Origin of the sequence: Lamprobacter sp. (genome assembly GCF_034860625.1) — a bacterium.
Classification (GTDB): Bacteria; Pseudomonadota; Gammaproteobacteria; order Chromatiales; family Chromatiaceae; genus Lamprobacter.
This window is the reverse complement of sequence record NZ_JAYESN010000075.1, coordinates 1-21183: the sequence shown is the minus strand read 5'-3', so window position 1 is coordinate 21183 and position 21183 is coordinate 1. Positions and strand designations below refer to the sequence as shown.

Below are 21183 nucleotides of genomic sequence, written 5' to 3'. Positions count from 1 at the left end.
GTTATCCTGTTTGTGGCACTCGATGCAGCTCTTGCTGAGCGTGGTGACACCGCGGTCGATGACGATCGACTGCACGTGGCTGAGGTCGCCAAGTGTCTCCGTTGCGTTGTCTTGAGCGGCAGCAGGCCCGGCGAGGAACGCCAAGCTTAGCGCAAGCGTTGTCCATCGGTTCATGGGGAGTCTCCTCTGTTGGTGGATGGCGCCAGGGCCGCGGCAAGCTCCCGGTGCCCGACCTGGGCGTGGCAGCTCACGCACTTCTTCTCGATTTCACCGAGGAAATACGGGCGATGGGCGACGAAGGCGGGGTTGTTGCCGCGCGCGTCCTCGAGCTCGCGATGACACATCAGACAGCCGGAGTCGAAGACATAGTGTTCTCGGTGCGCGAGGCCGGCCTGCCAGTCGATGGCGTCAAGGTCGTACGTAAACTGCGCCCACAGATCGTGAAGACCGAAGCGCGCCTTGGTCCAGAGATAGCTTGCAACGTTATCGTGGCGCAGGTGGCAGTCGGTGCATTGCGCCGCGAGGCCGCGGGGGTTGTTGCCTCCGTGCACATCGTCGCGAAAGGTCCGGGCAAAAGGCGCCATGGTATGGCAGGTCGTGCAGAACGCCGGGCCCGAGGTCGCCTTCAGCGACGCTTCGGTGAGCATCCAGGAGGCCATCACGCCCAAGGGCACGACGACCATGACCAGCACGCTGACCAGCAATGCCTTCTTCACGCGCTCTACCCTCCTGCGACCGGCGGTCTTCTGCTAACGGTCTTCTCCTCTGATCAAGGTGACCATCGGGCCCGTCACTGCATCGCCACGCTCTATCGACAGGCTCTCAGCCTGAAGCACCGCGCATGCCAGCCCCCGGGTGCTGAGCCTCAGGCCGTGCGATCTCTCCGCCAGCGCGGGCTGACAGCGATAGGCCGCCTGAGTCACGCGAATCGGTTGCCGGCTTGCTGGCGGGTGCCAGCCTGACACTGGTTGAAATGGCCCGATCGCTGGTTGACATGCCCCAACCCCAGTCGCCATGGCGCGATGAGCCGGCCCCCTTTGGCGCCCGCATGAGGCTCGCTGAGCTGCGCTGAGCGGTTGCTGAGACACATCGGCATCGACCTTGCAGCAGCAAGGGCGCGCCGCATGCCAGATCGGTGTCTCATCGCTCTGGCGGATGGCGCTCAAACTCGCCGCTTGATCGATCACCTTTGATCCATCCCCTTAGACCCATCAACCAAGGAGCCCAACCCCAATGGCCGATTCCTCCCAAGGCCTCCATGAAGAGGCGTCCGAGCTGAGTGCGCTGACCCGTGATGTGCATCGTGCGCTGGTCTCACTCCAAGAGGAGCTCGAAGCCGTGGACTGGTATCGCCAGCGCGCTGAGGCCTGCCGCGACGGTGAGCTGCGCGAGGTCCTGTTGCACAACATGCGCGAAGAGATCGAGCACGGCGCGATGGTCTTGGAATGGCTGCGCCGCCGCGATGCCACGTTCGATGAACATCTGCGCACCTACCTCTTCACCGATGTCCCGATCATCGAAGCCGAGGAAGCGGCCACCAGCGGGACTGACACCACCGCGCCCGAGCATGCGCAAACGTCACCGGGCGCAGCCTCAGCGGATGCCGCAGCCCCGTCGGTGACACCCCCGCAGCGAGGCCTGACCCTGGGCAGTCTCAAACAACAGGACCGGGAGGTGGCATGATGAGCTATCTGAATCGCGAGGCCGCAGGCCTCCCAGAAACCATCTGGGAGCGCATCGATGAGAGCGCACTCGAGGCCGCAAGCGATGTCCTCACCGGGCGCCGCTTCCTGGATCTCGACGGCCCCTATGGCCTCGGGCTCACCAGCCTCGAGGCGGGTTCGGAAACCATTGCCGAGGATGGTGGCGATGAGCTGGCCACCACCATCGGCAGCCGCGCACTGCCGGTTCCACTCCTGCAACGGTCGTTCAGCCTCAGCCGTCGACGGGTCGAGGGACACCTCGGGCTCGGCCTACCGCTCGACCTGCGTGCGGCGGAGGATGCGGCGGAAGCCGTCGCCCGCCGAGAAGAGCAGGTCATCTATAACGGTGTGCCAGAGCTTGGCTTGGAAGGCCTGCTGACCGCCAGTGGTCGTGCAACTTCGCCTTGCGGCGATTGGAGCCAGGTCGAGCAGGCGCTCGATGATGTGCTGAACGCGGTCAACAAGCTGGATGCGAACGGCTTCAGCGGTCCCTACGCCCTCGCCCTGTCGCCGGCCCGCTACAACGCCCTGTTCCGCCGCTATCAATGTGGCGACATGCTGCAGGTCGATCATCTGCGACGCCTGTGCGAGGCCGGCGTCTATAAAGCCGCCATCGACGGTGCGGTTTTGGTCGACCCGCGTGTCGGCGAACTCAAGATCGGTCAGGATCTGCGTGTTGGCTTCGCCGCCAGCGATGGCATTCATCTGAAGCTGTTCATCTCCGAGAGCCTGGTCTTTCTGCTCGATGATCCCGCAGCGATCTGCACGCTGGAAGACAACGGCTAATCAATCCCGCACCCGATCCTGCACACGAGCGACCGGGGTCCCGAAGCGGAGTCTAACGAAGGCTCCTTAGGGGCTCCGTCTCGGTCGGCCCGAGGAACAGACTTCATGGGGGCACCCGATGAGTGAACACGAGCACGCAGGCCAGGATCAGCACGCGCATCACGACCACGGCGCCATGATCGCCGACTTCCGCCGGCGGTTCTGGATCTCGGTCCTGTTGACGGTGCCGATCCTGCTGCTGTCGCCGCTGATCCAGTCGTTCCTGGGGCTGACCGAGGTGCTCGCCTTTGCGGGCGACCACTATGCCCTGCTCGCCCTGTCCACCGCGGTGTTCCTCTACGGAGGCTGGCCGTTCCTGAGCGGCCTGCTGTCCGAGCTGCGTGCCGGCGCGCCCGGCATGATGACGCTGATCGCCCTGGCGATCAGCGTAGCCTATGGCTATTCAGCCGCGGTGGTGCTCGGACTCGACGGCAAGGTGTTCTTCTGGGAGCTCGCGACCCTGGTCGACGTGATGCTGCTCGGTCATTGGATCGAGATGAGGTCGGTGATGGGTGCCTCGAGCGCGCTCGAGAGTCTGGTGCAGATGATGCCCGACCAGGCGCTGCGCCTCGACGAGAACGGCAAGGTCAAGGAGGTGCCGGTCAGTGAGCTGCGCAAAGGAGACCGCGTGCGGGTGCGCCCCGGCGAGAAGGTGCCGGTCGACGGCACCATCGTCGAAGGCAAGACCAGCCTGAATGAGTCCATGCTCACCGGCGAGTCCCGCCCGGTCGAGAAGGGCGACGGCGACCAGGCCGTCGGCGGTGCCATCAATGGTGAGGGCAGCATCACGCTGGAGGTGCAGAAGACCGGCGCCGATACCTACCTGTCGCAGGTGGTCGAGACGGTGCGCCAGGCGCAGGCGTCGCGCTCACGGGCGCAGAACCTGGCCGATCGTGCCGCCGCTTGGCTGACCTACATCGCCCTCTCGGCGGGCGTGATCACGTTGGGTACTTGGCTCTTCGTCGGTCGGGCGTTCGACTTCGCGCTTGAGCGCATGGTGACCGTGATGGTCATCACCTGCCCGCATGCGCTCGGCCTTGCGGTGCCGCTGGTGGTCGCGGTCAGCACCAGCCTCGCCGCCGGGCGGGGTCTGCTGATTCGCGAGCGCGCGGGCTTTGAGCGTGCACGCAAGCTCGACGCCATCGTCTTCGACAAGACCGGCACCCTGACCGCCGGGCGCTTCGGCGTCCAGGGATTCCAGAGCTTCGGCGAGCTGGACGAGGATGCGCTGCTGCATCTGGCCGCTGGCCTGGAAGCGCACTCCGAGCATCCCATCGCCCAGGGCATCGTCGAGGCCGCGCAGGAGAAAGGGCTGCAGATCCCTGAGGCCGCCGCGTTCGAGAATCTCTCCGGCCGCGGCGCCAAGGCCGAGGTCGAGGGTCGCCTGATCCGTGTGGTCAGTCCCGGTTACCTGCGCGAGCAGGCGATCTCGGTCGATGAGGACGCGGTGGCCGAGCTGCGTGAGGGCGGCAAGACGCTAGTGTATGTGCTGGAGGATCAACGACCGCTCGGCGCCATCGCGCTGGCTGATCTGATCAGGGAGGAATCACGCGAGGCCATCAGGCGTCTCCAGGCGATGGGCATCGACTGCCTGATGCTGACCGGTGATGCCGAGGCCGTGGCCAAATCCGTCGCTGATGAACTGGGCCTGAGCGCGTACTTCGCCGAGGTGTTGCCAAACGAAAAGGCCAAGCGCATCGAAGCGGTCCAGCGCGACGGGCGCATCGTCGCGATGGTCGGTGATGGCGTCAACGATGCCCCGGCGCTGGTGCAGGCCGATCTTGGGATCGCCATTGGCGCCGGGACTGATGTGGCGGTCGAGTCCGCTGATATCGTGTTGGTCGAGTCCGATCCGCGCAGTGTTGCCGATGTGATCGCGCTCTCGCGGGCCACCTACGGCAAGATGATCCAGAATCTGTTTTGGGCGACGGGCTATAACGCCGTTGCCATCCCGCTCGCAGCCGGTGTTGGCTACGGCTTCGGCATCCTGTTGAGCCCTGCCGTCGGCGCCGCCTTGATGTCACTGTCCACCGTCATCGTCGCCATCAATGCCAAGCTGCTCGGGCGTTTTAAACCCTCCAAGGCATGAATCAACGTCGGTCAGCGAGACCGCTCAAGCGCCGATCAAGGGTTCTCTTTCGGCCCTTGCTCGGGCGCAGCGCCATCAATCCCGATTCACATGATTGATGTCGGCGGCTTGGTCATCGCGACCTGCTCGCCCGAAGGCACGATAGGCGAGGACCAGGTAGGTGATCAAGCATGAGCGCCGAGACCAGGATCAGGATCAACCCCACGGTCCACATGTCGGGGTCGAGATAGAAGGCGCCAAGCAGGAACAGGAGCCCTACGAAGGCAAACATCAGACTATAGAACAACGTCGGCTGGGAGCAGCACACAGCAGCCTTCTGCCACCAAGGCATCTTTCTCCAGCGCTGCTCAGATTTCGGATAACGCATGCGTAACCTCCATGCTCGGTCTCAGGCCGGCTCGTAGACGCGGACCTCGGCGCGCTCGTCGAAAACGACGGGGCTCGGCCTCTGCGGGGCTGTGCGCAGCTCCTGCGCCCAGACCGCCAGGTGTAGGGTCTCCCCGGCACGGTCGAGCCAATCGATCGACTGTCGTGGCACTAGGCAGGGCTGTTCCTTTGCGTGACCGTGACCGCTCGCAGCAGACGCACCCTGAACGTTGGCGTTCAAAGAACCGATACTGACGTCTACATAAGCCAAGGCCCAATCTCGGTCATCAAAGACCAGATCGTTGATGCTCAAGGCCACACCGTCAGCGGTCTCGGCGGCCCAACCGAGCAGGGTCTCGGCCCGCAGCACATCATCCGCCGACAGATCGGTCTCGACGCCTAAGTCGGCCGCGACCTCGGACTCGAGCTCATCGGCTGGAGGGGGCGGCGGGTCAACACCCGCTTCGGGATCGATCTCGGCGCGCCAATGCGCCGCCCAGTCGGGTGGCAAGGCGTCTTCGTCGCCGAGACCGGCAAGGCCGTCCTCGGCCACCATCGCGGGACTGGAGCGCAGCGTCTCGGCATCGGCATCCAGGTCAAGCTCAGCGCGTGCCTCGTCGTAGCCGGTCACCATGCGCGGGGCGATCAGCAGCTCGCGCTCCGGCGCCCAGGCTTCGGCCTCGACGGTCAACAGACGGATGATCCATTGATCGGTATCGAGCAGGACATCGCGCAGGCCCGCGGTCATCCCATCGGTGGTGCGCAAGCGCGTGCCGAAGAGATGACTCACTGCAAGAAAACGTTGATTCATCGAGTGCTCCTTCGCGTTGAGTTAGTCTCGCCCACTGCGCTGACGGTGGTGCGAGACCACCGGCTCGGTTTGCTCATCGCGCCAGAGCGCGTGGCAGGCGGGCGAGCAGAAGGCCAGGGTGTAGTCCTGCCCCTCGGGATGCAGTGCCTCATCAGGCGGTATCTCCTGCTGACACTGCTCGCAGTGGAGTGTGTTTGGCCAGTCGCTTTGCTGACCTGTCTTATCATCGTTGGCTGCCATCGCGGCCCTCGCTTAGGTTGCTGTGTGGAAGCCCTCGGCCTCCCAGCCGGTCATGCCGCCAAGGACGTTGTAGACCTCGCGATGACCGCGGGTCTTGAGCAGGCTGGCGGCGACCGATGAGCGGTAACCGCTGCCGCAGATCGCTGCGATGGGCCGATCCTTGGGCAGCTCGTCGGCGCGCTTGGCGAGTTCGGCGCCGGTGATGTGCCGCGCTTGCGGGATGTGACCAGCGCTCCACTCCGCCGGCTGGCGCACATCGAGCACGACCAGATCGCGGTCTTGATCGAGCGCTCGGCGAAGCTGATGCACCGTCCACTGCGGCAAGACGTCGATCGGCTTGCCGGCGGTGCGCCAGGCGAACATGCCGCCGCCGAGCCAGCCGCGCGGCAGCGGATAGCCGATCCGTAACAGCTGCCAGCAGACCTCCCAGAGGTCCCCGGCGCGGTCGAGCACCAGGATCAGATCCTGATCCGGCGGCAGCACGCTACCAGCCCAGGTTGCAAAGCTGTTGCCGATGCCAACGTTGATCGCGCCCGGAATGTGGGCCGAAAAGGCCTCTGGGCTCCGGCAGTCGACGATCAGAGCACCCTCGTCGCGCGCCTTCTCGAACTCCTCGATGCCGAGCGGCGGTGGATCGGCTAGCACGCCGAGCAGCGGCGGGCCCTCGGTATTGAGCTTGCGCATCCGTGGCCAATACGGGGGGACTGCGGGCAGATCGGTCAGGTCCATGCACTGGCGCACGAATTCGTCACTCGACGACAGGCTGCTCAGCACCTGATTCAGGCGCCGTTCATAGCCGATCGTGGTCGACAGACGGCTGCCGATATTGCCGCCGCAAAGCGAGCCGGAGACATGGGTCGGGAACACCTCGACGAAATCCGGGAGCGGCAGGATCTTGTGCTGCAGCGTCTCGCAGAAGGCTTCGGCGCCCTTGCGCGTCTCCTCCTCACCGCCCAGCAGGTCTGGCCGCGCCAGATCGCCGACCAACAGCGCCCCGCCCGAGAACAGGATCGCTGGCTCGTCGCCACGCGAGCGGTCGGTGACTAAGAGACTGATGTGCTCCGGCGTGTGCCCGGGCGTGTGCATCAGCTCGAAGCGCACCTCGCCCATCTCGAGCGTCTCGCCGTCGTCCATCGCACGCACCGGATAGCCGACCTCGGCACGGGCACCCGCAAGCAGCTGAACCTCGCCACGCTCGGGTAGCTCACAGATGCCGCTCAGATAATCATTATGCTGGTGGGTATCGCAGGCGTAGCGGATGCGCATCCCCTGCTCGCGCGCCTCGGCGAAATAGGTCTCGACATCGCGGCGCACATCGAGCACCAAGGCCTCTCCCGACTCCTCGGAGCCCACCAGGTAGGAGGCATGGCCGAGACTCGGCAGATAAAACTGTTTGAAGAACATCGAAGCACTCCTCGATACGGGGAAACGGGTCGTTCCCGATGTCGACTGCAAACGCCACGCCAGTCCCAGAAGCCGCCAGCTGATCTCCCCCGCTCAGCAATCACTGACCGGCCCAACACCAGTCACAGTGACACCAGTCACCGTGACACAGCGCACAGGCCATAGGGAATCATCGGGCCGCTCATTCGGCTTATCGCTGCGTTCGATCTGCGGGGCACTGGATTCGCTCTCCTGGGATATCTAAGAACTCGCTCGCCCTCAGTAGATCACCCTTGCGGTCTCTATAAACCAATGACTAGGGCAAATCCCCCAGCTTGGCCACGCCGATCTGAACCAAAGCATCGCTTCCTCCCCGGACAATGCATCTGGCATGGCCGCTGCATACCCTCAATAACTCCCAACTCGCGGACGGGCTGGCTCCGGCGCCATCGTTCAACTAACCGAAGCCGAAAGGCGTCGGATCAATGCTCATGCCGCTTAACTCCCCAAACAAGAGGATTCTTCTCATGAGTGAACAACAGCCAACCTTCCTGACTCAGCAGCGTTGGACCATCTTTTTTGGGCTCTTGATCGCGCTCGGACCGCTCACGGCCCTGACTCTAGGCAGCAAGTACGCCGACGAAGAAACCATCGCACGCGCCGAAGCCGGCGACCGCAACTACGATGCGCCAGGTCCGTTCTCATCCTTTGAGCTGGCAGAGGCGAGCGGCGCCGCTGCCGACATGACGGTGCTCGATATCACCCAGGATGCGGCGCTCTTCAGCACCTTCGAACAAGCCATCGAGCAGGCGGGTATGGTCGACGTGCTCAAGGAAGACGGTCCATTCACCCTCTTCGTGCCGACCAACTCCGCCTTCGATGCGCTTTCAGAGGATCAACGCCAAAGGCTGATGCAAGATCGACAAGCATTAATCAACCTGGTCAGCAATCACGTCGTGCGCGCACGCATCGGTATCACCGATCTGCTGCAGGCCGACCAAACCGAGACCCTGTCGGGCAAAATGCTTGAGCTCGCTGCGCCCGGGGCGCAGTTGAGTGTCGCCGGTGCCGAGATCATCTTGAGCAACCTAGTTGCCGGCAATGGCGTCGTGCATGTCATCAACCGCGTGATTCTATAACCCGACCGAGATAAGGGGCGCTCCGGCGCCCCGCATCCCGCCTTTCTCTCTACTGAGCGCACCCAACTGAGAATAGTGTGTCTAAACTCTCGCGCATCTTGTCGACCATGCAGCCGACCGTCTTCCTCGGCTCGGCGGCGGTGGTCATCGGCTTCGTCACGCTCGGTGTCGGCTGGCCGCAAGCTGCGCAACAGGCCTTTGCCGCACTGCAGTCGGCCATCTTGACCAACCTCGGCTGGTTCTATGTCCTTGGCGCGACCGCACTGCTGGTCTTCGTGCTCGGGCTGCTGGTCAGTCCCTATCGCCATATTCGGCTCGGCGGCCAGGACAGCGAGCCTGAGCTGAGCTACCTATCCTGGTTCGCGATGATGTTCAGTGCCGGCATGGGCACTGGGCTGGTGTTCTGGGGTGTGGCCGAGCCGGTGATGCACTGGAGCGACCCGCCCTTCGCCGCGACTGCAGAAGGTGGCCCGGTCCGCGAGGCACTGCGCCTGAGCTTCTTCCACTGGGGCTTCCATCCCTGGGCCATCTATATCGTCTTTGGGCTCTCGATCGCCTACTTTCACTTTCGCCATGAGCTTCCGCTGGCGCCGCGCTCGTTGCTGTATCCGCTGATCGGCAAGCGCATCTTTGGGCCGATCGGCCATGCCGTCGACATCCTGGCCACCGTCGGCACCCTGTTTGGCGTTGCGACCTCGCTCGGCCTCGGGGCGATACAGATCAACGCCGGACTGGGTCGGCTCTGGGGCGTCCCCCAGGCCGAATCGATACAGGTGGTGATCATCGCGGTGATCACCGTCATTGCGACGATCTCGGTCGTCAGCGGCGTGCAGCATGGTATCCGGCTGCTGTCACGCTTCAACATCGGCCTGGCTGGCGTGCTGCTCCTGTTCGTGCTCGTCGCGGGGCCGACGGTCTATCTGATCCAGCTGTTCATCTCGGCGTTTGGCGCCTACCTGCAGCAGTTCGTCAGTCAGAGCCTGTGGCTCGATCTGCGACCGGATAGCCAATGGCAATTCGATTGGACGCTGTTCTACTGGAGCTGGTGGATCTCCTGGTCGCCATTTGTCGGCGTCTTCGTCGCCCGGATCTCGCGTGGACGCACGATCGGCGAGTTCATCCTGGCCGTGCTCTTCGTGCCGGTGCTGATCACCTTCTTGTGGCTGACGGTGTTCGGCGGCACCGCGCTGCACGGTAGCGTGCTCGGGGACAGTGGCATCGAGGCTGTGGTGCAGCAGAACGCCAGCGCGGGTCTCTACGCCATGCTCGACCAGCTGCCATTGCAAACCTTCACATCGATCCTTGCGACGCTGATGGTCGTGGTGTTCTTCGTCACCTCGTCCGACTCCGGCTCGCTGGTCGACGATATGGTGACCTCGGGTGGCCATCCGCATCCACCGAAGGCACAGCGGATCTTTTGGGCCGTTGCCGAGGGCACCGTTGCCGCGACATTGCTGCTCTCAGGCGGGCTACAGGCGCTGCGCACTGCGTCGCTGACCTCCGGGCTGCCGATGACTCTGTTCTTGTTGATCGCCTGCTGGGGCCTGTTGAAGGCGCTGCGGGCTGACGAGCAAGTCGCCGGCATCCCCTCGCGCAAGGCCCTGCGCGACTGACGCGCCAGTCCCTGCGCGACCAACCAATCTCCAGTGCGGGCTCACCGCCTGATCGCATCGGCATAGCCTTTGCCTATGATGAGGTAGAGTCCGACGCGCAAACCGACTCAAAGCCCATGAGGAGACATTGAATGACCCACAATAAGACCGTCGACCTCCATCTTGCTGCCGCCGTGTCGGCCCTGGCTGCGCTGAGCCTCGTAACCCCTGTTCTCGCTGATTCAGCAGCCGAAGACGACGCTATCCTCACCGAGGGCAGCGCGGCACATACCCTGCCCGGGGGCGAGAAGCGCCAGGCAAATGAACCGGAGACGGGGGATATGCCCCAGAGAACATCTCCTCTCACTGGTATCGCTCCCCTTGAAGATGAGATCGATCCGATCCGTCCCTTCATCGACCTCGACCTGGATCGCGACGGTGTGCTGACGCCGAACGAGGCCCATGCCAGCCCCCGCATCGGCACCGACTGGCGCCGACTCGATACCAATAACGACGGCGTCATCGATCGCTCCGAGTGGAACCTGATCGTCGAGGACCCGCCACCGACCGCTGAAGAGGCCAATCGCTAGACGCTAGACGTGTGTCAGCGTTCAAAGCATCCCATCATCCGTGACTAGGAGCGGAGGAGCCATTATGAATACCTATGTCCTCGACACGAGCCAGATCCCGCAGCGCCGCTTTGCGATCCCGCGCTTGCCTACGGCTCAACCATTCTCGTGGCTGCGAAGCGGCTTCGATGACCTTATCGCGGCCCCCGTCACCGGCCTGCTTTACGGCGTCGCTATGGCAGCGCTGGCGTTTCTGCTCGTCTCACTGACCTTCGGTGTCAACCGCTTCTACTTCGTGCCGTTCATCTTCGGGGGCTTCCTGGTCCTTAGCCCGATGCTTTCGGTCGGATTGATGGCCATGGCGAAACGCCGTGAGTCCTCGAGCGAAAAACCGACAGAGACGATTCGGCGCATCCTCACCGCCAATACCTCGGGCCTCTCGCTGATGGGCCTGTTCTTGTTGTTGGTCTTCATCAACTGGATCATGCTGTCGAATCTGATGTTCGGCGGAGTCTTCCATGAGTTGATGCCAACCTACTCGCAGGTACGCCCGTTGCCGGTGATGTTCGGCCAGAGCTGGCCGTTCGCGCTGGTGTTTGGTGGTATTGCGCTAGTGTTGGCGTTGCTCGTGTTCCGGATCACGGCGGTGTCGCTACCGATGTTGGTCGATCAACGAGTCGATGCCATCAATGCGGCCCTCGCAAGCTGGCGGGCTGTTGGTGATAACTGGCCAGCCATGAGCCTATGGGCGGTTCTGATTGCGGTATTGACGACAGTCGGTATTCTGACCTATTTCGTCGGCCTGATCATCGTCACCCCCATCCTCGGCTATGCCAGCTGGCATGCCTATCGCGAAACCTTGATCCCGGAATCGAAAGAAGCAAGCGGTCGTGATACGGACATTTAAAGAGCCCGCGGCATGACCGGCCTGGTCTCAAGCGATGAGCACCAGATCCTCCTCCAACTCGCTGTCGCGCTCACGATCGGGCTGCTGTTCGGCCTCGAGCGCGGCTGGCACGGCGAGCAGGACGACGATCACAAAAAGCTAGCTGGCGTTCGGACCTTTGGCCTGATCGGCCTGCTCGGCGGTGTTGGCGGCGTGATGGCCCAAGTGCTCACGCCCATCGTCCTCGGCTTCCTATTCCTGGCGCTAGCTGCGGTCGCGCTCGGCAGCTACCTGTTTCATGCCCGCGAGACGGACGCAATCGGCAGCACCACGCTGATTGCCGAGCTGCTCGCATTTGCGCTGGCCGCACTCTCGACCCTAGGTCATGAAACCGAAGCCGCATCGGCCGCAGTCATCGCAACACTCCTGCTCGGCTTCAAGCCGCAGTTGCATCGCTGGCTGGCGCGGCTCGAGCAAGCCGAGCTACAGGCGACCCTCAAACTGTTGTTGATCACCGTGGTCCTGCTGCCGGTCTTGCCAGACCAAGGCTATGGACCAGCCAATGCCCTCAACCCCTATGAACTCTGGTGGTTGGTGGTCTTGATCGCGACGATCTCATATGTCGGCTATTTCGCCATCAAGGTGTTCGGGGCCAATGCCGGTGTCGCGCTCACCGGCCTCCTCGCCGGACTCGCCTCCTCGACCGCACTGACGCTGCAGATGGCACGCATCGCACGTCGTCAGCGCGCACAGGCAAACCTGATCGCGACCGGCATCCTGATCGCCAACACCACGCTGTTTCCGCGCATCCTGGTCATCGTCGCGCTCCTGAAGCCCGCGCTGGCGCTCGCATTGGCGCCGCCCCTGATCGGCATGACCTTGCTGACCCTGGTGCCAACCCTGGTGTTCTGGTTGCGCCGCGGAGCGCCGCTCGAGGCCGGCGCGCTACAGGTCAGCAACCCCCTCGCCCTAGGCCAGGCGCTGCGTTTCGGGCTGCTGTTGGCGGTGGTCATGCTGGTCGCGCGTATCAGTGCTGAGATCTTCGGTAGCGCTGGCTTGCTCGGCGTCGCCGCGGTCTCCGGTGTCGCCGACCTGAATGCGATCACGCTCTCGATCGCCCGCATGGAGCTGGAACAGATTGGTCAACGCACGGCGCTGATTGCCATCCTCATTGCCTTGACCACCAACGCCTTGTTCAAGACCCTGCTTTGCACAACGATCGCCGGCCCACGACTGGCTTGGCGCATCGGCCTATCGCTCAGCGCTGCCCTGCTCGCTGGGTTCGCGATTGTGCTGTCCGGCTGCGACAGCGCGCAGTGGATCGCGCGCATGCCGCTGCCAATGGCTGATTGGCACTGACCAGAAGCGGTCATTCGCCGGTGTCAGCCATGGCGTGCGCACATCAGCGATGTGCCACATCAGCGCTGAATGTCCGGATTTTGATCGCCTAAGTCGCCATAAACTTCAGCTTCATCACTGTGCGGCGGCGGCTCGTTCTCGAGATCCGGCGTCAGCGGTGCGTTGCCCTCGACGATCTCATCAGGATAGACCTCCGCACCAGCCGGGTCCGCTGCCATGCTCGGATCATCGGCTTGCGGCTGCAGACGGTTGCCACGGTCATCGATCAGATCGGGGTTGTCTTCGGCAAGTCCTTGGTACTTCTCGGTGGCCTGCTCGCCGATCGGCTCCGCGGCGAAGGCGCTACCAGCGGCCAGCATGATCGAAGTGACGACAGAGATTGAAAAGAATGGGGTTAAGCGTTTCATCAGAAACCTCCTAGTGTCAGAGTGTCTGTAAATCGAACAACTCCCAGTGGCGAACCGCCAGCAGAAGCTGATCATCTATCACGCAAGTCATGCGCCAGGATTGATGAACGCCTGATCGATCGCGCCCACAAGGACTTCGGCTGGAGCCGACGAGATCGGCGACAGACGCAACCGGCTCAAAGCAACCCGTGTTTCGGCAAATGCACCGATACCGCAGGCAAAGGGTGGACTCTGCGGATTTTCAGCCGCTAGCCCGCGGCCCCGACACTGGCCACCCAACGCACAGGACTTAAACCCCTCGGATACCGCGCATCGATAACTGGTATGCAATCTGCCTGATCTGCTTGAGCGCTTGAGCGGTTTGCGAAGAACCCCGTCGCTGAAGCCATCAACCATCAACGACCAAGATGCCGTAAGGTTTGCTGCGCTGATGCCCCTGTGGGCGGGGTTCCGGATCACCGGCGCGCTGGCGCCTGATCCAGGCTCTGGCGGCAGGGGCTCAAAGACGCGCGCGCGGCGCGAGTTGAGGATCAAGCCAGAGGTGTCTCGAACAACCGCTCTGGCAGATGGGCTCGAACACCCTCGGCATCATAGCGAGTCAGATCTTTGTCGATCTCGAGCACAACCTGGCGAGCCGCCTCATCCGACAAACTCTTGCGGAGCAGACCGAGGAAGGCCGGCGGCGCCACCAGCCCAAGCATCTCGAAGCGATGCTCAGTTCTCGCCTGATCCAGGATCTCGGTGAGCCTTTTGGCGAAGCGCTGGGCCTCGACCTCGCCCGGTTGTGTGCTCGGCTCAAGCGCGTGGCGTCCTTCCCCACCCGAGTCGAACGCCCGACCTGGGCGATCAGTGACCAGATCCTGGTCCAAGAGTCGGTTTTCCGCGCCAATGAAATCGCGCAGCTCAGTGAGCGGACCGGTCGGGCTCTCCGCCGCGTAGAGCGCGGCACGACCTTCATCGGCGACGATCAACCAGAGTTTAGAATTGGGCATAATAGACCTCCACATCAGCGCCCGCGCTCAACAGGTGTCGAGCGCGGGCCTGTCTTGTTCGAGTCGCTCGGCGAGTCGCTCGGATAGGTGGCCAAGCGAAGCAGCCGGGCCCGATCAGCTGCCGCTCGACAGGGTGACCACTGAATCGGCGACCAGCTCGCGACCCTCGAAGAGATCGTCATCGATCTGACCGGTCACACTGACTCGGTCACCGACCTTAATCTTCTGATAGCCCTCGTCGTCAAGCGGGTTATAGGCCATGTCCTCGACCTCGACGCGCACTTGGCGCAAACCGGTATCGACGACGAACTCCTCGGAGCTGACCTCGGTCACTGTGCCCTGAACCGTTGTCGCCGAGATCACCACCGGCGTCTGGACGGTAACGATGACATCGTTGATAGCCTCATCATCAAAGGCCGATGCGTAGAAATAGGTGTCGATGTTCTCGACATAGACGCTGCTGGCCTCGAGCGTCCGCGCCTCGAACAGATCATCGTCAATGCGGCCGTTGACGGTGACCTTATCGCCACTGACCAGCTTATAGCCGTCGGCATCGCGATCGCCGTCATCCATCTCGACGGTCATCAGTCCCTCGCCATAGTCGAGCACGAAGGCGTCATTGGTCACGCTCTCGACGGTCCCGCTGACACTGATCCAGCTGTCATCGGGGGCGGCCGTCGGGTCTTGAGCCCAGACCGCCGTCGCGCCTGTCAACGCCAGCGCCAGTGCAGAGCTCGCCATCATCTTGGTCTCGAATCGCATAGGAATCTCCATTGGTTGAATCGACTGATCACGGCCAGTCAGTCAGCGCCAACCTAGGCGCCCTGACTCACCCGCAAGCTTGTCTCGGGCGGCCGAATCGCGATCGGCCTGCCCACCGGAGTCACAGCAACAGCGGTGCCAAGTCGTCGCTAGCCGTCTTCATAGGCAATCGCAAAGGAACCAACTCAGGCGCCGAGCCCAAGCGCTTCCGGGGCCGTGGCCTTGCGCCTTGCTCCCAACGCTCGGCGTCACGAGAGCGACGATCCCCCTCACCAGCAATGCCCGACTCCCAATGCCCGACTCCAGCACCAGGTTGCGATTTCACCCAATCGCGGTCGATTTGCCCCGTTCAGCGTTGGGACTGCGTTGGCATCATGCCTCATTGAACCGCAATCACCGGTTCAGCTCCTTCATGATTCGATTCCGGAATGCCTTGTGCATGTTAGATCGGTGCTTGTTGAACCAGCGCTTGTTGAACCTAGAAAGAGCAGTTGACCGCTTAGCCTCACATGCAAGGGTCTAATTTTGCTCGTACTCTGGAGGCATTGGAGAGTCACCCGTCTGGTGAACGGCGCTACGGCCGCCAGGGCACGCCCCGCGCGGCGCCCAGCTGCGTTACAACGCGTTGGAATAGAACGACTATTCCGCCTCGTTGTGCCTTGCTGGACACCACGCGGGACGCACCCTGACGGCCGTTCAACTGCTCTTTCTAGGTTGAACGGACCCAGTTGAGCTGGACCCTCAACCCATGACCATCCTTTGCAACGAATTTGCAACGAAAAGGAGGCGCCCCCTCATGACCCACCAGATGACTCACCAGAGTGAACAGATCGAAGCCGTGCGCAAGGCCTGGCACGATGACCCGGACATTGGCGAGCTGGCCGATCGACTGCATCTCATTCCGCGCGAGACCGAGCCGGCCTGCCAATGGCGCGTTGTTGGCGAGGTTCCCTCGATTGCTGCACGGCGCAAAGCCACGCAACTCGCACGCGAAGCCCTAGCGACGGCTGACGTCGAGGATGACGTCTCGCTCGAGCCGGCGATCCGTGAGTCGGATGAAACGCTGGCTGCCGAGGTGGTCAGTACCCTGCGCGCTGAGCCCTTGCTCACCGAGGTTCGTGTGATGGAATCCGGCGACCGCCCGCCAGCGCTCGCCCAGCCCTGGATCGGGGTCATCGCGAGCGCTGGCATCATCCACTTGGGCGGATGGGTGCCTGAGCTGTCGCTGGCAGCGCTGGCTGAAGGCGTGGCCTGGGAAACCGGTGCCTGCCGTGACGTGCGTAATCTGATCAGCTATCAGCCGCTGAATGAGAACCCGGACGAAGCCATTGCTGAAGCGGCGACCACCCTGTTGCGTGAGCATCCACGACTTGGCGATCAACCGATTCATGTCGAGATCAGGCTCGGCGAACTGACCCTCAGCGGGACCGTGAGCGACGACAAGAAGTGGCAGCTCGCCGAATCGCTGTGCTGGTTTGCACCCCATGTGCGTTCCGTCGACAACCAGCTCGAGATCTCGGGCGAGCTGACCTGAGCTCGAGCACGCGCGCGTGCCGCCTGCATGCAGATTCTGCCGTACAGCGTCGTCGTCGCGCTGGCAACTGGACTCGTCCGGCGCGCGCAAAGGCGAGGGCACCGTCAGTCTCGCATCATTGGGCACGAAACCTGCGTGCCATCGCCTAGGCTATTCCGACAATGGCGTCATGGGGCGCCGGAGAGATCAATTGTGATGCGCTGGATTCGCGCCGCCTGGCTTGGGCAGCTACCACTGTGGGTGACCTACTGGATTCTCGGGGTCGGCGGCAACATGAGCTTCGTCGCGCTCTTACTTGCAACCTATGGCATCGCCGGACCAGAGGCGCAACCGCTGCTCTGGGGCCTCTATCTGGGTTCGCTGATCTGGTTCGTCTTCATCTTCGGCGCGATCTGGCGCGCGGCCGGGGTCTATCCAGGTCGCCGCCTTTGGCCGCTGCTCGCCAGGTTGGGGGTCTCGATTGGTGTCATCAGGATGAACATGGAGGCATGGGTAATCGCGAATCTACCCGCTGTTGCCCAGCACTTCACAGCCCGTTGGTTAGAGGCACTCAGCGTATCGGCACCTGTCGGGTGATTTGACCCCGCCAACGGTTGATTTGCACCGCCTGTTCAACGCCATGCCCCTCGATCACGAGCGCAGGCTCACGGCTGCGCGACCTGGATTGCCAATTGCAAGGACGAAGATGACTCGTTGGAGCACTACCGCTTCTCAGCTCGACTTTCGCCATTTTTACCGGCTCGCAAGCCTTTTAAAAACAATGGCTTGCGCTGTGGAGAAAAATTAGCGAGGGGTCTACTTTTGAGGTTCAGGCTTCCCGACCCCCTCCAAATTTTCGGACTCTCGGCTTTTCAGATAGTTAGCGCGCCGGGAGAACGCCAAAATGGCCAAAGTCGAGTTCTCAGGCGCGGTTTCATCTTATCGACACTGGAGACATCGCCATGATCCAGCTCTCTTTGCAGCCAATCCTCGCCCTCGTCGCCGGCATTCTGATCCTAGTGCAACCCAAATTCCTGAATTACATCGTGGCGATCTATCTGATCGTCGTCGGCATCCTCGGATTAGCCGGTGGCTTCTAGCTGCCCCCCTTTGGCCGGACGAGCAATCGAATGACCATCCCGTCAATCCGTCGCTTTCGGCCCATCACTTTTGATCCAATCGCAGTGATAACTCAATAGCAACGACAATCTAAGGAGTCAAACGCCATGAAGAACAACATGAAGCTCGGCCTTGTTATCGTCCTCGTCGTTGTCGTCGGCTTTCTTTACCTTCGTTGGGGACCGAAATCCTGGGAGGTACAGATTACCGGCGCCACCGGCGACGGCCGGGACGTCCAATATCGCATCGAAACCGTTGAGGCTGGCACCGCCGACACCTTGATCTTCAGAAACGAAGACGCCGGCTTTACGCCACCTTACTTCAAGTTCGACTCCGCACGGCTACAATCCATCGCCCGCCGTGTTGGCCAAGCGTGCCCCGAGAAGGCGGTGCACATCAATGGCTATGGACTCCGTATCACCTGGCTGAGCATGTTCCCAAATGCCGTCTCCATCGACGCTCCGGAACGCTGCCGAAAGGCGCCCAGTGAAAACGCTGCCGTCCATCAATAAGCCAATGCCATCCGCTAAGACAGCTGAAGCTGACACTCAAGCCAGTGCCTCCGCACCTGGCCGAGCCGCCGAATCGCCCTGGGTCATTCCAGGCCACGGCTGGTGGCAGATCGCGCAGCGTGTTGTGCACCGTTTCATCAACGCGAATCTTGGACTCGTGGCCGCGGGCGTTGGCTTCTACAGTCTGCTCGCGCTCTTCCCTGCCATCGTAGCGCTGGTGACGATCTATGACCTGGTGTTCGACGTCAGCCAAATTCAAAGTCAGTTCGACGCCCTGGGTGGCCTGCTTCCGGCGCAGGTGCATGACCTCATCTCCGCACGGCTCGAGAGCGCTGCGGACAGCCGCCAGCAGACGCTGGGCTTCGGCCTCGCCGGAGCGGTGCTGTTGTCCTTTTGGGGCGCCACCCGCGGCACCCGAGCCCTGATCATCGCGCTCAACATCGCCTACGACGAGCAGGAGGAGCGGAACTTCTTCCTCTTGAACCTAATGGCCTTTGGCCTGACGATCTTCCTCGTGTTGGTCATTGCAGTCGCCATCATTGCGACTGTCGCCGTGCCGATCATCATCAACCTGGTGAGCCTTGGCACCATGCCCGAAGTGCTTGCGGTCTGGCTGCGCTGGCCACTGTTGGCGCTGGTGGGCCTGTTCGCGTTGGCGATGCTCTACCGTTACGGGCCGTCACGGCGCGCCGCACGCTGGCGCTGGCTGCCCCCTGGCTCGCTCGTGGCCGGGGTGCTCTGGCTCGCGGCCTCCGGGCTGTTCTCGTTCTACGTCGCCAATTTCGGCGCCTACAATGCGACCTATGGCTCACTCGGCGCTGTGATCGTGCTTTTGCTCTGGCTGTACCTGTCAGCGGTTGCGGTGATCGTGGGCGCCTCGATCAACGCCGAGACCGAGCGCCAGACGCTTTACGACAGCACCATCGGCGAAGCAAGACCGCGCGGAGAGCGCGGTGCCGAGGTCGCCGATCGCCTCCCGGGCGAGTGATCCAACCGGCCGCAACGGGAGCATTGACTGGCTCTGCTTGTCGCGCTTTGATGCGCCAGTGTTGATGATGCCGATCGTCGGCTTTCTGCCGGCTGATGACCCAGACGCGCGCCCTTGCGGGCCAGGTCGAGCGGGCTTCGCGATGGTGCTGTCTGATTACCAGCAACTTATCGCTGGCCTGCCACGGAAACGGGTTGAATGACGTTGACAGGGAAGGATCTGCCTCTCGCGAGGGCGGCCAGCCGCCGCAGCGATGCACCACATCGCTGCTCAGTGGACTCACTTAGGGGTGTTGGGGCTGTCTTGGCTCGGTTCATTTGAACCAGCGCTGGGGGATTTGCTGCAGGCTCGGGTACCCCGAGCGTCAACGCTGATCGCAAGTACCAACCTTAACCGTGGCCCGCGCCTATCGCTTCAGAGCGATCCGGCGGGCACTGAGCGTCACAAGCACCCGGCGGCTTTGCAACTGGCACAGGACGTGCGAAGTCTATGGAGGCCATGACTGTACTCGCGAGAGGGGAGATCCCTTCTGCGCCGAGTGCACCCGGCCTACCAATGACATGATCAAAGAGGTGAAACCGATGAACTGGGATGAAATCAAAGGCAAGTGGAATCAAGTGCAAGGCCAGGCGAAAACACGCTGGGCGAAGCTGACCGACGATGATCTACTGGCCGTGGAAGGTCACAAGGATAAGCTGGTCGGCAAGGTCCAGGAACGTTACGGCATCACCAAAGAAGAAGCAGAGCGACAGGTCGACGAGCACCAGTGGACCTAACGCCTAAGATCGAGAGGGGCGGCCCCTAACCGCCCCCGCAGTCAGTGAGGCGGCCTCTAGCCGCCGCCGCAGCCTGTCATGGCTCTTCCACATCACCGCTGGACGTCTCTGGATTCTTATCGCCAAAGTCGCCGTGGAAGTCAGCTTCATCGGCGTACGGCGGCGGCTGATGCTCGAGATCCGGCGTCGTCTCGCTGATCAGCCGATTCATGTGATCCTGCGCGAGCAGTTCATGTCCTCGACCAAGTGCGCAGGCGCACCGGGCCTCGGGTGATCGACGCCGAAGATGAGGAAACCAGGTTTACCGACCTTTCCGCCTCAAAAAGCGCACGAGCAGTCCACAGACTGCCAACCTGCCGGCGACCCTGCATCCCAGCAACCAGGCTATCATGACGCGCAAGATCGAATTGGCCGCGCCGGGGAATGAGGACTGCGGCGCCTGCCCCACCAACGTGCCGGAACAGTTCCGCGGTCCCTGCTCGGCCAGCGACCAGGGGTAAGGCGATTTCTGTCAAATCTCATACCGCCTTGCTTGTCTTTTCGCTCGCCTTCTGCGTCACGTTGTCGGTCACATAGCCCGGCTATGCTCCCGACAACGATTCTTGAAGGCAAACGAAAATCCTACGCAATTCGGTACGAGCTTTTCCGGCAATCGCCTAAGTAGACTGACAGGCGTCGTCCGCTGGATGTGCTGCCTGTCCTCGGCGCTGATCTGCTCCGGACGCCATCGCCGCCAGCAACGCACTGCCGAGGACTGACATCGACCGCCCTTTGACACGCATGGAACAGCTCGCAACATCGACGCACGCCCTCAAAGCACCGTTGCAAGCCTGGCTCGCCGAACGCCGACACAAGCGCAGCGACAGTCCTGAGCACCACCCTCGGCTGCACTATGCCTGGGATGCGGACGCAGCCGTTCTGCTCGTCGACTACTCGCCACTGCTCGGCATTGAGTGCCTGCATGCGGTCAGTCACTGGGCTTCGGGCTTCGCCACCCTGCGCTATGCCGAGGGGTTGCTTGAAGCCGCCTGCATCCGCGATCTGTGGCTACCGTTTCAACGCGACCATGAAGACAGCGCATTTCGGCACTGGTTTGCGACTCTGCCCGAGGATCTGGCCGAGGCCTTGGAGAAGCTGCCAGCTCGCCGCTAT

Annotated in this window: 23 protein-coding genes; 15 read left to right on the top strand and 8 right to left on the bottom strand. The window is 62.5% G+C overall.

The features are described 5' to 3' along the window. Nucleotides 1-170: 170 nt before the first annotated feature. Entirely contained in the window at nucleotides 171-716 is a 546-nt protein-coding gene (locus tag VBE63_RS17320) for a cytochrome c3 family protein (protein WP_323684272.1), read from the bottom strand. A 517-nt stretch (nucleotides 717-1233) separates the two neighbouring features. Here VBE63_RS17320 and VBE63_RS31460 point away from each other — a divergent pair. The 3 genes from VBE63_RS31460 (at nucleotide 1234) to VBE63_RS17305 (ending at nucleotide 4617) form a co-directional block, all read left to right on the top strand. Continuing rightward, a complete protein-coding gene (locus VBE63_RS31460) occupies nucleotides 1234-1683 on the top strand; it encodes a ferritin (protein ID WP_416274577.1) in 450 nt (149 codons plus the stop codon). Further along, nucleotides 1680-2489: a family 1 encapsulin nanocompartment shell protein gene (locus tag VBE63_RS17310; RefSeq protein WP_323684271.1), complete on the top strand. Its 810-nt coding sequence runs from the start codon at nucleotides 1680-1682 to the stop codon at nucleotides 2487-2489. Before VBE63_RS31460 ends, VBE63_RS17310 begins: the two co-directional genes overlap by 4 nt. A gap of 118 nt (nucleotides 2490-2607) precedes the next feature. Continuing rightward, a complete protein-coding gene (locus tag VBE63_RS17305; protein ID WP_323684270.1) occupies nucleotides 2608-4617 on the top strand; it encodes a copper-translocating P-type ATPase in 2010 nt (669 codons plus the stop codon). Nucleotides 4618-5005: 388 nt separating this feature from the next. Here the strand turns inward: VBE63_RS17305 and VBE63_RS17300 are convergent, their stop codons facing one another. Genes VBE63_RS17300 through VBE63_RS17290 form a run of 3 tightly spaced genes read right to left on the bottom strand, consistent with a single transcriptional unit; the run spans nucleotide 5006 to nucleotide 7438 of the window. Next, nucleotides 5006-5794, bottom strand: coding sequence for a hypothetical protein (locus VBE63_RS17300; protein ID WP_323684269.1), 789 nt, complete (start codon nucleotides 5792-5794; stop codon nucleotides 5006-5008). A 21-nt stretch (nucleotides 5795-5815) separates the two neighbouring features. Beyond that, complete coding sequence (locus tag VBE63_RS17295) at nucleotides 5816-6034, bottom strand: DUF3330 domain-containing protein (protein WP_323684268.1); 219 nt, start codon at nucleotides 6032-6034, stop codon at nucleotides 5816-5818. A 12-nt stretch (nucleotides 6035-6046) separates the two neighbouring features. After that, a complete protein-coding gene (locus VBE63_RS17290) occupies nucleotides 6047-7438 on the bottom strand; it encodes an MBL fold metallo-hydrolase (RefSeq protein ID WP_323684267.1) in 1392 nt (463 codons plus the stop codon). A 506-nt stretch (nucleotides 7439-7944) separates the two neighbouring features. Between VBE63_RS17290 and VBE63_RS17285 the strand changes: the two genes are divergently transcribed. The 5 genes from VBE63_RS17285 to VBE63_RS17265 all read left to right on the top strand — a co-directional run bounded on the left by VBE63_RS17285 (nucleotide 7945) and on the right by VBE63_RS17265 (nucleotide 12962). Then, entirely contained in the window at nucleotides 7945-8556 is a 612-nt protein-coding gene (locus tag VBE63_RS17285; RefSeq protein WP_323684266.1) for a fasciclin domain-containing protein, read from the top strand. A 107-nt stretch (nucleotides 8557-8663) separates the two neighbouring features. Beyond that, complete coding sequence (locus tag VBE63_RS17280; RefSeq protein ID WP_323684273.1) at nucleotides 8664-10169, top strand: BCCT family transporter; 1506 nt, start codon at nucleotides 8664-8666, stop codon at nucleotides 10167-10169. Between the two features lie 131 nt (nucleotides 10170-10300). Continuing rightward, nucleotides 10301-10738 carry a hypothetical protein gene (locus tag VBE63_RS17275; protein WP_323684265.1) on the top strand — a complete coding sequence of 146 codons (438 nt, stop codon included), beginning with the start codon at nucleotides 10301-10303 and terminating at the stop codon, nucleotides 10736-10738. 64 nt (nucleotides 10739-10802) lie between these two features. Further along, nucleotides 10803-11624 carry a DUF2189 domain-containing protein gene (locus VBE63_RS17270; RefSeq protein ID WP_323684264.1) on the top strand — a complete coding sequence of 274 codons (822 nt, stop codon included), beginning with the start codon at nucleotides 10803-10805 and terminating at the stop codon, nucleotides 11622-11624. A gap of 12 nt (nucleotides 11625-11636) precedes the next feature. Then, complete coding sequence (locus VBE63_RS17265) at nucleotides 11637-12962, top strand: DUF4010 domain-containing protein (protein ID WP_323684263.1); 1326 nt, start codon at nucleotides 11637-11639, stop codon at nucleotides 12960-12962. A 59-nt stretch (nucleotides 12963-13021) separates the two neighbouring features. Here the strand turns inward: VBE63_RS17265 and VBE63_RS17260 are convergent, their stop codons facing one another. From VBE63_RS17260 to VBE63_RS17250, 3 genes are all read right to left on the bottom strand, one after another. Then, nucleotides 13022-13369: a hypothetical protein gene (locus VBE63_RS17260; RefSeq protein ID WP_323684262.1), complete on the bottom strand. Its 348-nt coding sequence runs from the start codon at nucleotides 13367-13369 to the stop codon at nucleotides 13022-13024. Nucleotides 13370-13899: 530 nt separating this feature from the next. Further along, nucleotides 13900-14361 carry a host attachment protein gene (locus VBE63_RS17255; protein ID WP_323684261.1) on the bottom strand — a complete coding sequence of 154 codons (462 nt, stop codon included), beginning with the start codon at nucleotides 14359-14361 and terminating at the stop codon, nucleotides 13900-13902. A gap of 114 nt (nucleotides 14362-14475) precedes the next feature. Beyond that, nucleotides 14476-15123, bottom strand: coding sequence for a hypothetical protein (locus VBE63_RS17250; protein WP_323684260.1), 648 nt, complete (start codon nucleotides 15121-15123; stop codon nucleotides 14476-14478). A gap of 796 nt (nucleotides 15124-15919) precedes the next feature. Here VBE63_RS17250 and VBE63_RS17245 point away from each other — a divergent pair. The 6 genes from VBE63_RS17245 to VBE63_RS17220 all read left to right on the top strand — a co-directional run bounded on the left by VBE63_RS17245 (nucleotide 15920) and on the right by VBE63_RS17220 (nucleotide 20031). Next, on the top strand, nucleotides 15920-16657 hold the full coding sequence (locus VBE63_RS17245) for a BON domain-containing protein (RefSeq protein ID WP_323684259.1): 738 nt from the start codon (nucleotides 15920-15922) through the stop codon (nucleotides 16655-16657). A 195-nt stretch (nucleotides 16658-16852) separates the two neighbouring features. After that, nucleotides 16853-17233, top strand: a complete 381-nt coding sequence (locus tag VBE63_RS17240) for a hypothetical protein (RefSeq protein ID WP_323684258.1) — start codon at nucleotides 16853-16855, stop codon at nucleotides 17231-17233. Nucleotides 17234-17598: 365 nt separating this feature from the next. Next, nucleotides 17599-17736, top strand: coding sequence for a DUF3096 domain-containing protein (locus VBE63_RS17235; protein WP_323684257.1), 138 nt, complete (start codon nucleotides 17599-17601; stop codon nucleotides 17734-17736). A gap of 126 nt (nucleotides 17737-17862) precedes the next feature. Next, entirely contained in the window at nucleotides 17863-18267 is a 405-nt protein-coding gene (locus VBE63_RS17230; protein ID WP_323684256.1) for a DUF1523 family protein, read from the top strand. Nucleotides 18268-18271: 4 nt separating this feature from the next. After that, entirely contained in the window at nucleotides 18272-19255 is a 984-nt protein-coding gene (locus VBE63_RS17225; RefSeq protein ID WP_323684255.1) for a YihY/virulence factor BrkB family protein, read from the top strand. Between the two features lie 581 nt (nucleotides 19256-19836). Beyond that, nucleotides 19837-20031: a CsbD family protein gene (locus VBE63_RS17220; RefSeq protein WP_323684254.1), complete on the top strand. Its 195-nt coding sequence runs from the start codon at nucleotides 19837-19839 to the stop codon at nucleotides 20029-20031. 76 nt (nucleotides 20032-20107) lie between these two features. Here the strand turns inward: VBE63_RS17220 and VBE63_RS17215 are convergent, their stop codons facing one another. Continuing rightward, complete coding sequence (locus VBE63_RS17215) at nucleotides 20108-20242, bottom strand: hypothetical protein (RefSeq protein ID WP_323684253.1); 135 nt, start codon at nucleotides 20240-20242, stop codon at nucleotides 20108-20110. Between the two features lie 569 nt (nucleotides 20243-20811). On the opposite strand from VBE63_RS17215, the gene VBE63_RS17210 reads away from it, so the two are divergent. Beyond that, nucleotides 20812-21183 (top strand): hypothetical protein (locus VBE63_RS17210; protein WP_323684252.1); only part of this gene is annotated, 372 nt, incomplete at its 3' end.

What these genes read in the sequence shown, in the direction of transcription:
- VBE63_RS17255 (WP_323684261.1), bottom strand. Translation starts at nt 14,361, where the DNA reads ATGCCCAATTCTAAACTCTGGTTGATCGTCGCCGATGAAGGTCGTGCC.
- VBE63_RS17250 (WP_323684260.1), bottom strand. Translation starts at nt 15,123, where the DNA reads ATGCGATTCGAGACCAAGATGATGGCGAGCTCTGCACTGGCGCTGGCG.
- VBE63_RS17215 (WP_323684253.1), bottom strand. Translation starts at nt 20,242, where the DNA reads ATGAATCGGCTGATCAGCGAGACGACGCCGGATCTCGAGCATCAGCCG.
- VBE63_RS17225 (WP_323684255.1), top strand. Translation starts at nt 18,272, where the DNA reads ATGCCATCCGCTAAGACAGCTGAAGCTGACACTCAAGCCAGTGCCTCC.
- VBE63_RS17265 (WP_323684263.1), top strand. Translation starts at nt 11,637, where the DNA reads ATGACCGGCCTGGTCTCAAGCGATGAGCACCAGATCCTCCTCCAACTC.
- VBE63_RS17290 (WP_323684267.1), bottom strand. Translation starts at nt 7,438, where the DNA reads ATGTTCTTCAAACAGTTTTATCTGCCGAGTCTCGGCCATGCCTCCTAC.
- VBE63_RS17220 (WP_323684254.1), top strand. Translation starts at nt 19,837, where the DNA reads ATGAACTGGGATGAAATCAAAGGCAAGTGGAATCAAGTGCAAGGCCAG.
- VBE63_RS17245 (WP_323684259.1), top strand. Translation starts at nt 15,920, where the DNA reads ATGACCCACCAGATGACTCACCAGAGTGAACAGATCGAAGCCGTGCGC.
- VBE63_RS17260 (WP_323684262.1), bottom strand. Translation starts at nt 13,369, where the DNA reads ATGAAACGCTTAACCCCATTCTTTTCAATCTCTGTCGTCACTTCGATC.
- VBE63_RS17235 (WP_323684257.1), top strand. Translation starts at nt 17,599, where the DNA reads ATGATCCAGCTCTCTTTGCAGCCAATCCTCGCCCTCGTCGCCGGCATT.
- VBE63_RS17285 (WP_323684266.1), top strand. Translation starts at nt 7,945, where the DNA reads ATGAGTGAACAACAGCCAACCTTCCTGACTCAGCAGCGTTGGACCATC.
- VBE63_RS17300 (WP_323684269.1), bottom strand. Translation starts at nt 5,794, where the DNA reads ATGAATCAACGTTTTCTTGCAGTGAGTCATCTCTTCGGCACGCGCTTG.
- VBE63_RS17270 (WP_323684264.1), top strand. Translation starts at nt 10,803, where the DNA reads ATGAATACCTATGTCCTCGACACGAGCCAGATCCCGCAGCGCCGCTTT.
- VBE63_RS17240 (WP_323684258.1), top strand. Translation starts at nt 16,853, where the DNA reads ATGCGCTGGATTCGCGCCGCCTGGCTTGGGCAGCTACCACTGTGGGTG.
- VBE63_RS17230 (WP_323684256.1), top strand. Translation starts at nt 17,863, where the DNA reads ATGAAGAACAACATGAAGCTCGGCCTTGTTATCGTCCTCGTCGTTGTC.
- VBE63_RS17275 (WP_323684265.1), top strand. Translation starts at nt 10,301, where the DNA reads ATGACCCACAATAAGACCGTCGACCTCCATCTTGCTGCCGCCGTGTCG.
- VBE63_RS17280 (WP_323684273.1), top strand. Translation starts at nt 8,664, where the DNA reads ATGCAGCCGACCGTCTTCCTCGGCTCGGCGGCGGTGGTCATCGGCTTC.
- VBE63_RS17305 (WP_323684270.1), top strand. Translation starts at nt 2,608, where the DNA reads ATGAGTGAACACGAGCACGCAGGCCAGGATCAGCACGCGCATCACGAC.
- VBE63_RS17295 (WP_323684268.1), bottom strand. Translation starts at nt 6,034, where the DNA reads ATGGCAGCCAACGATGATAAGACAGGTCAGCAAAGCGACTGGCCAAAC.
- VBE63_RS17310 (WP_323684271.1), top strand. Translation starts at nt 1,680, where the DNA reads ATGATGAGCTATCTGAATCGCGAGGCCGCAGGCCTCCCAGAAACCATC.
- VBE63_RS31460 (WP_416274577.1), top strand. Translation starts at nt 1,234, where the DNA reads ATGGCCGATTCCTCCCAAGGCCTCCATGAAGAGGCGTCCGAGCTGAGT.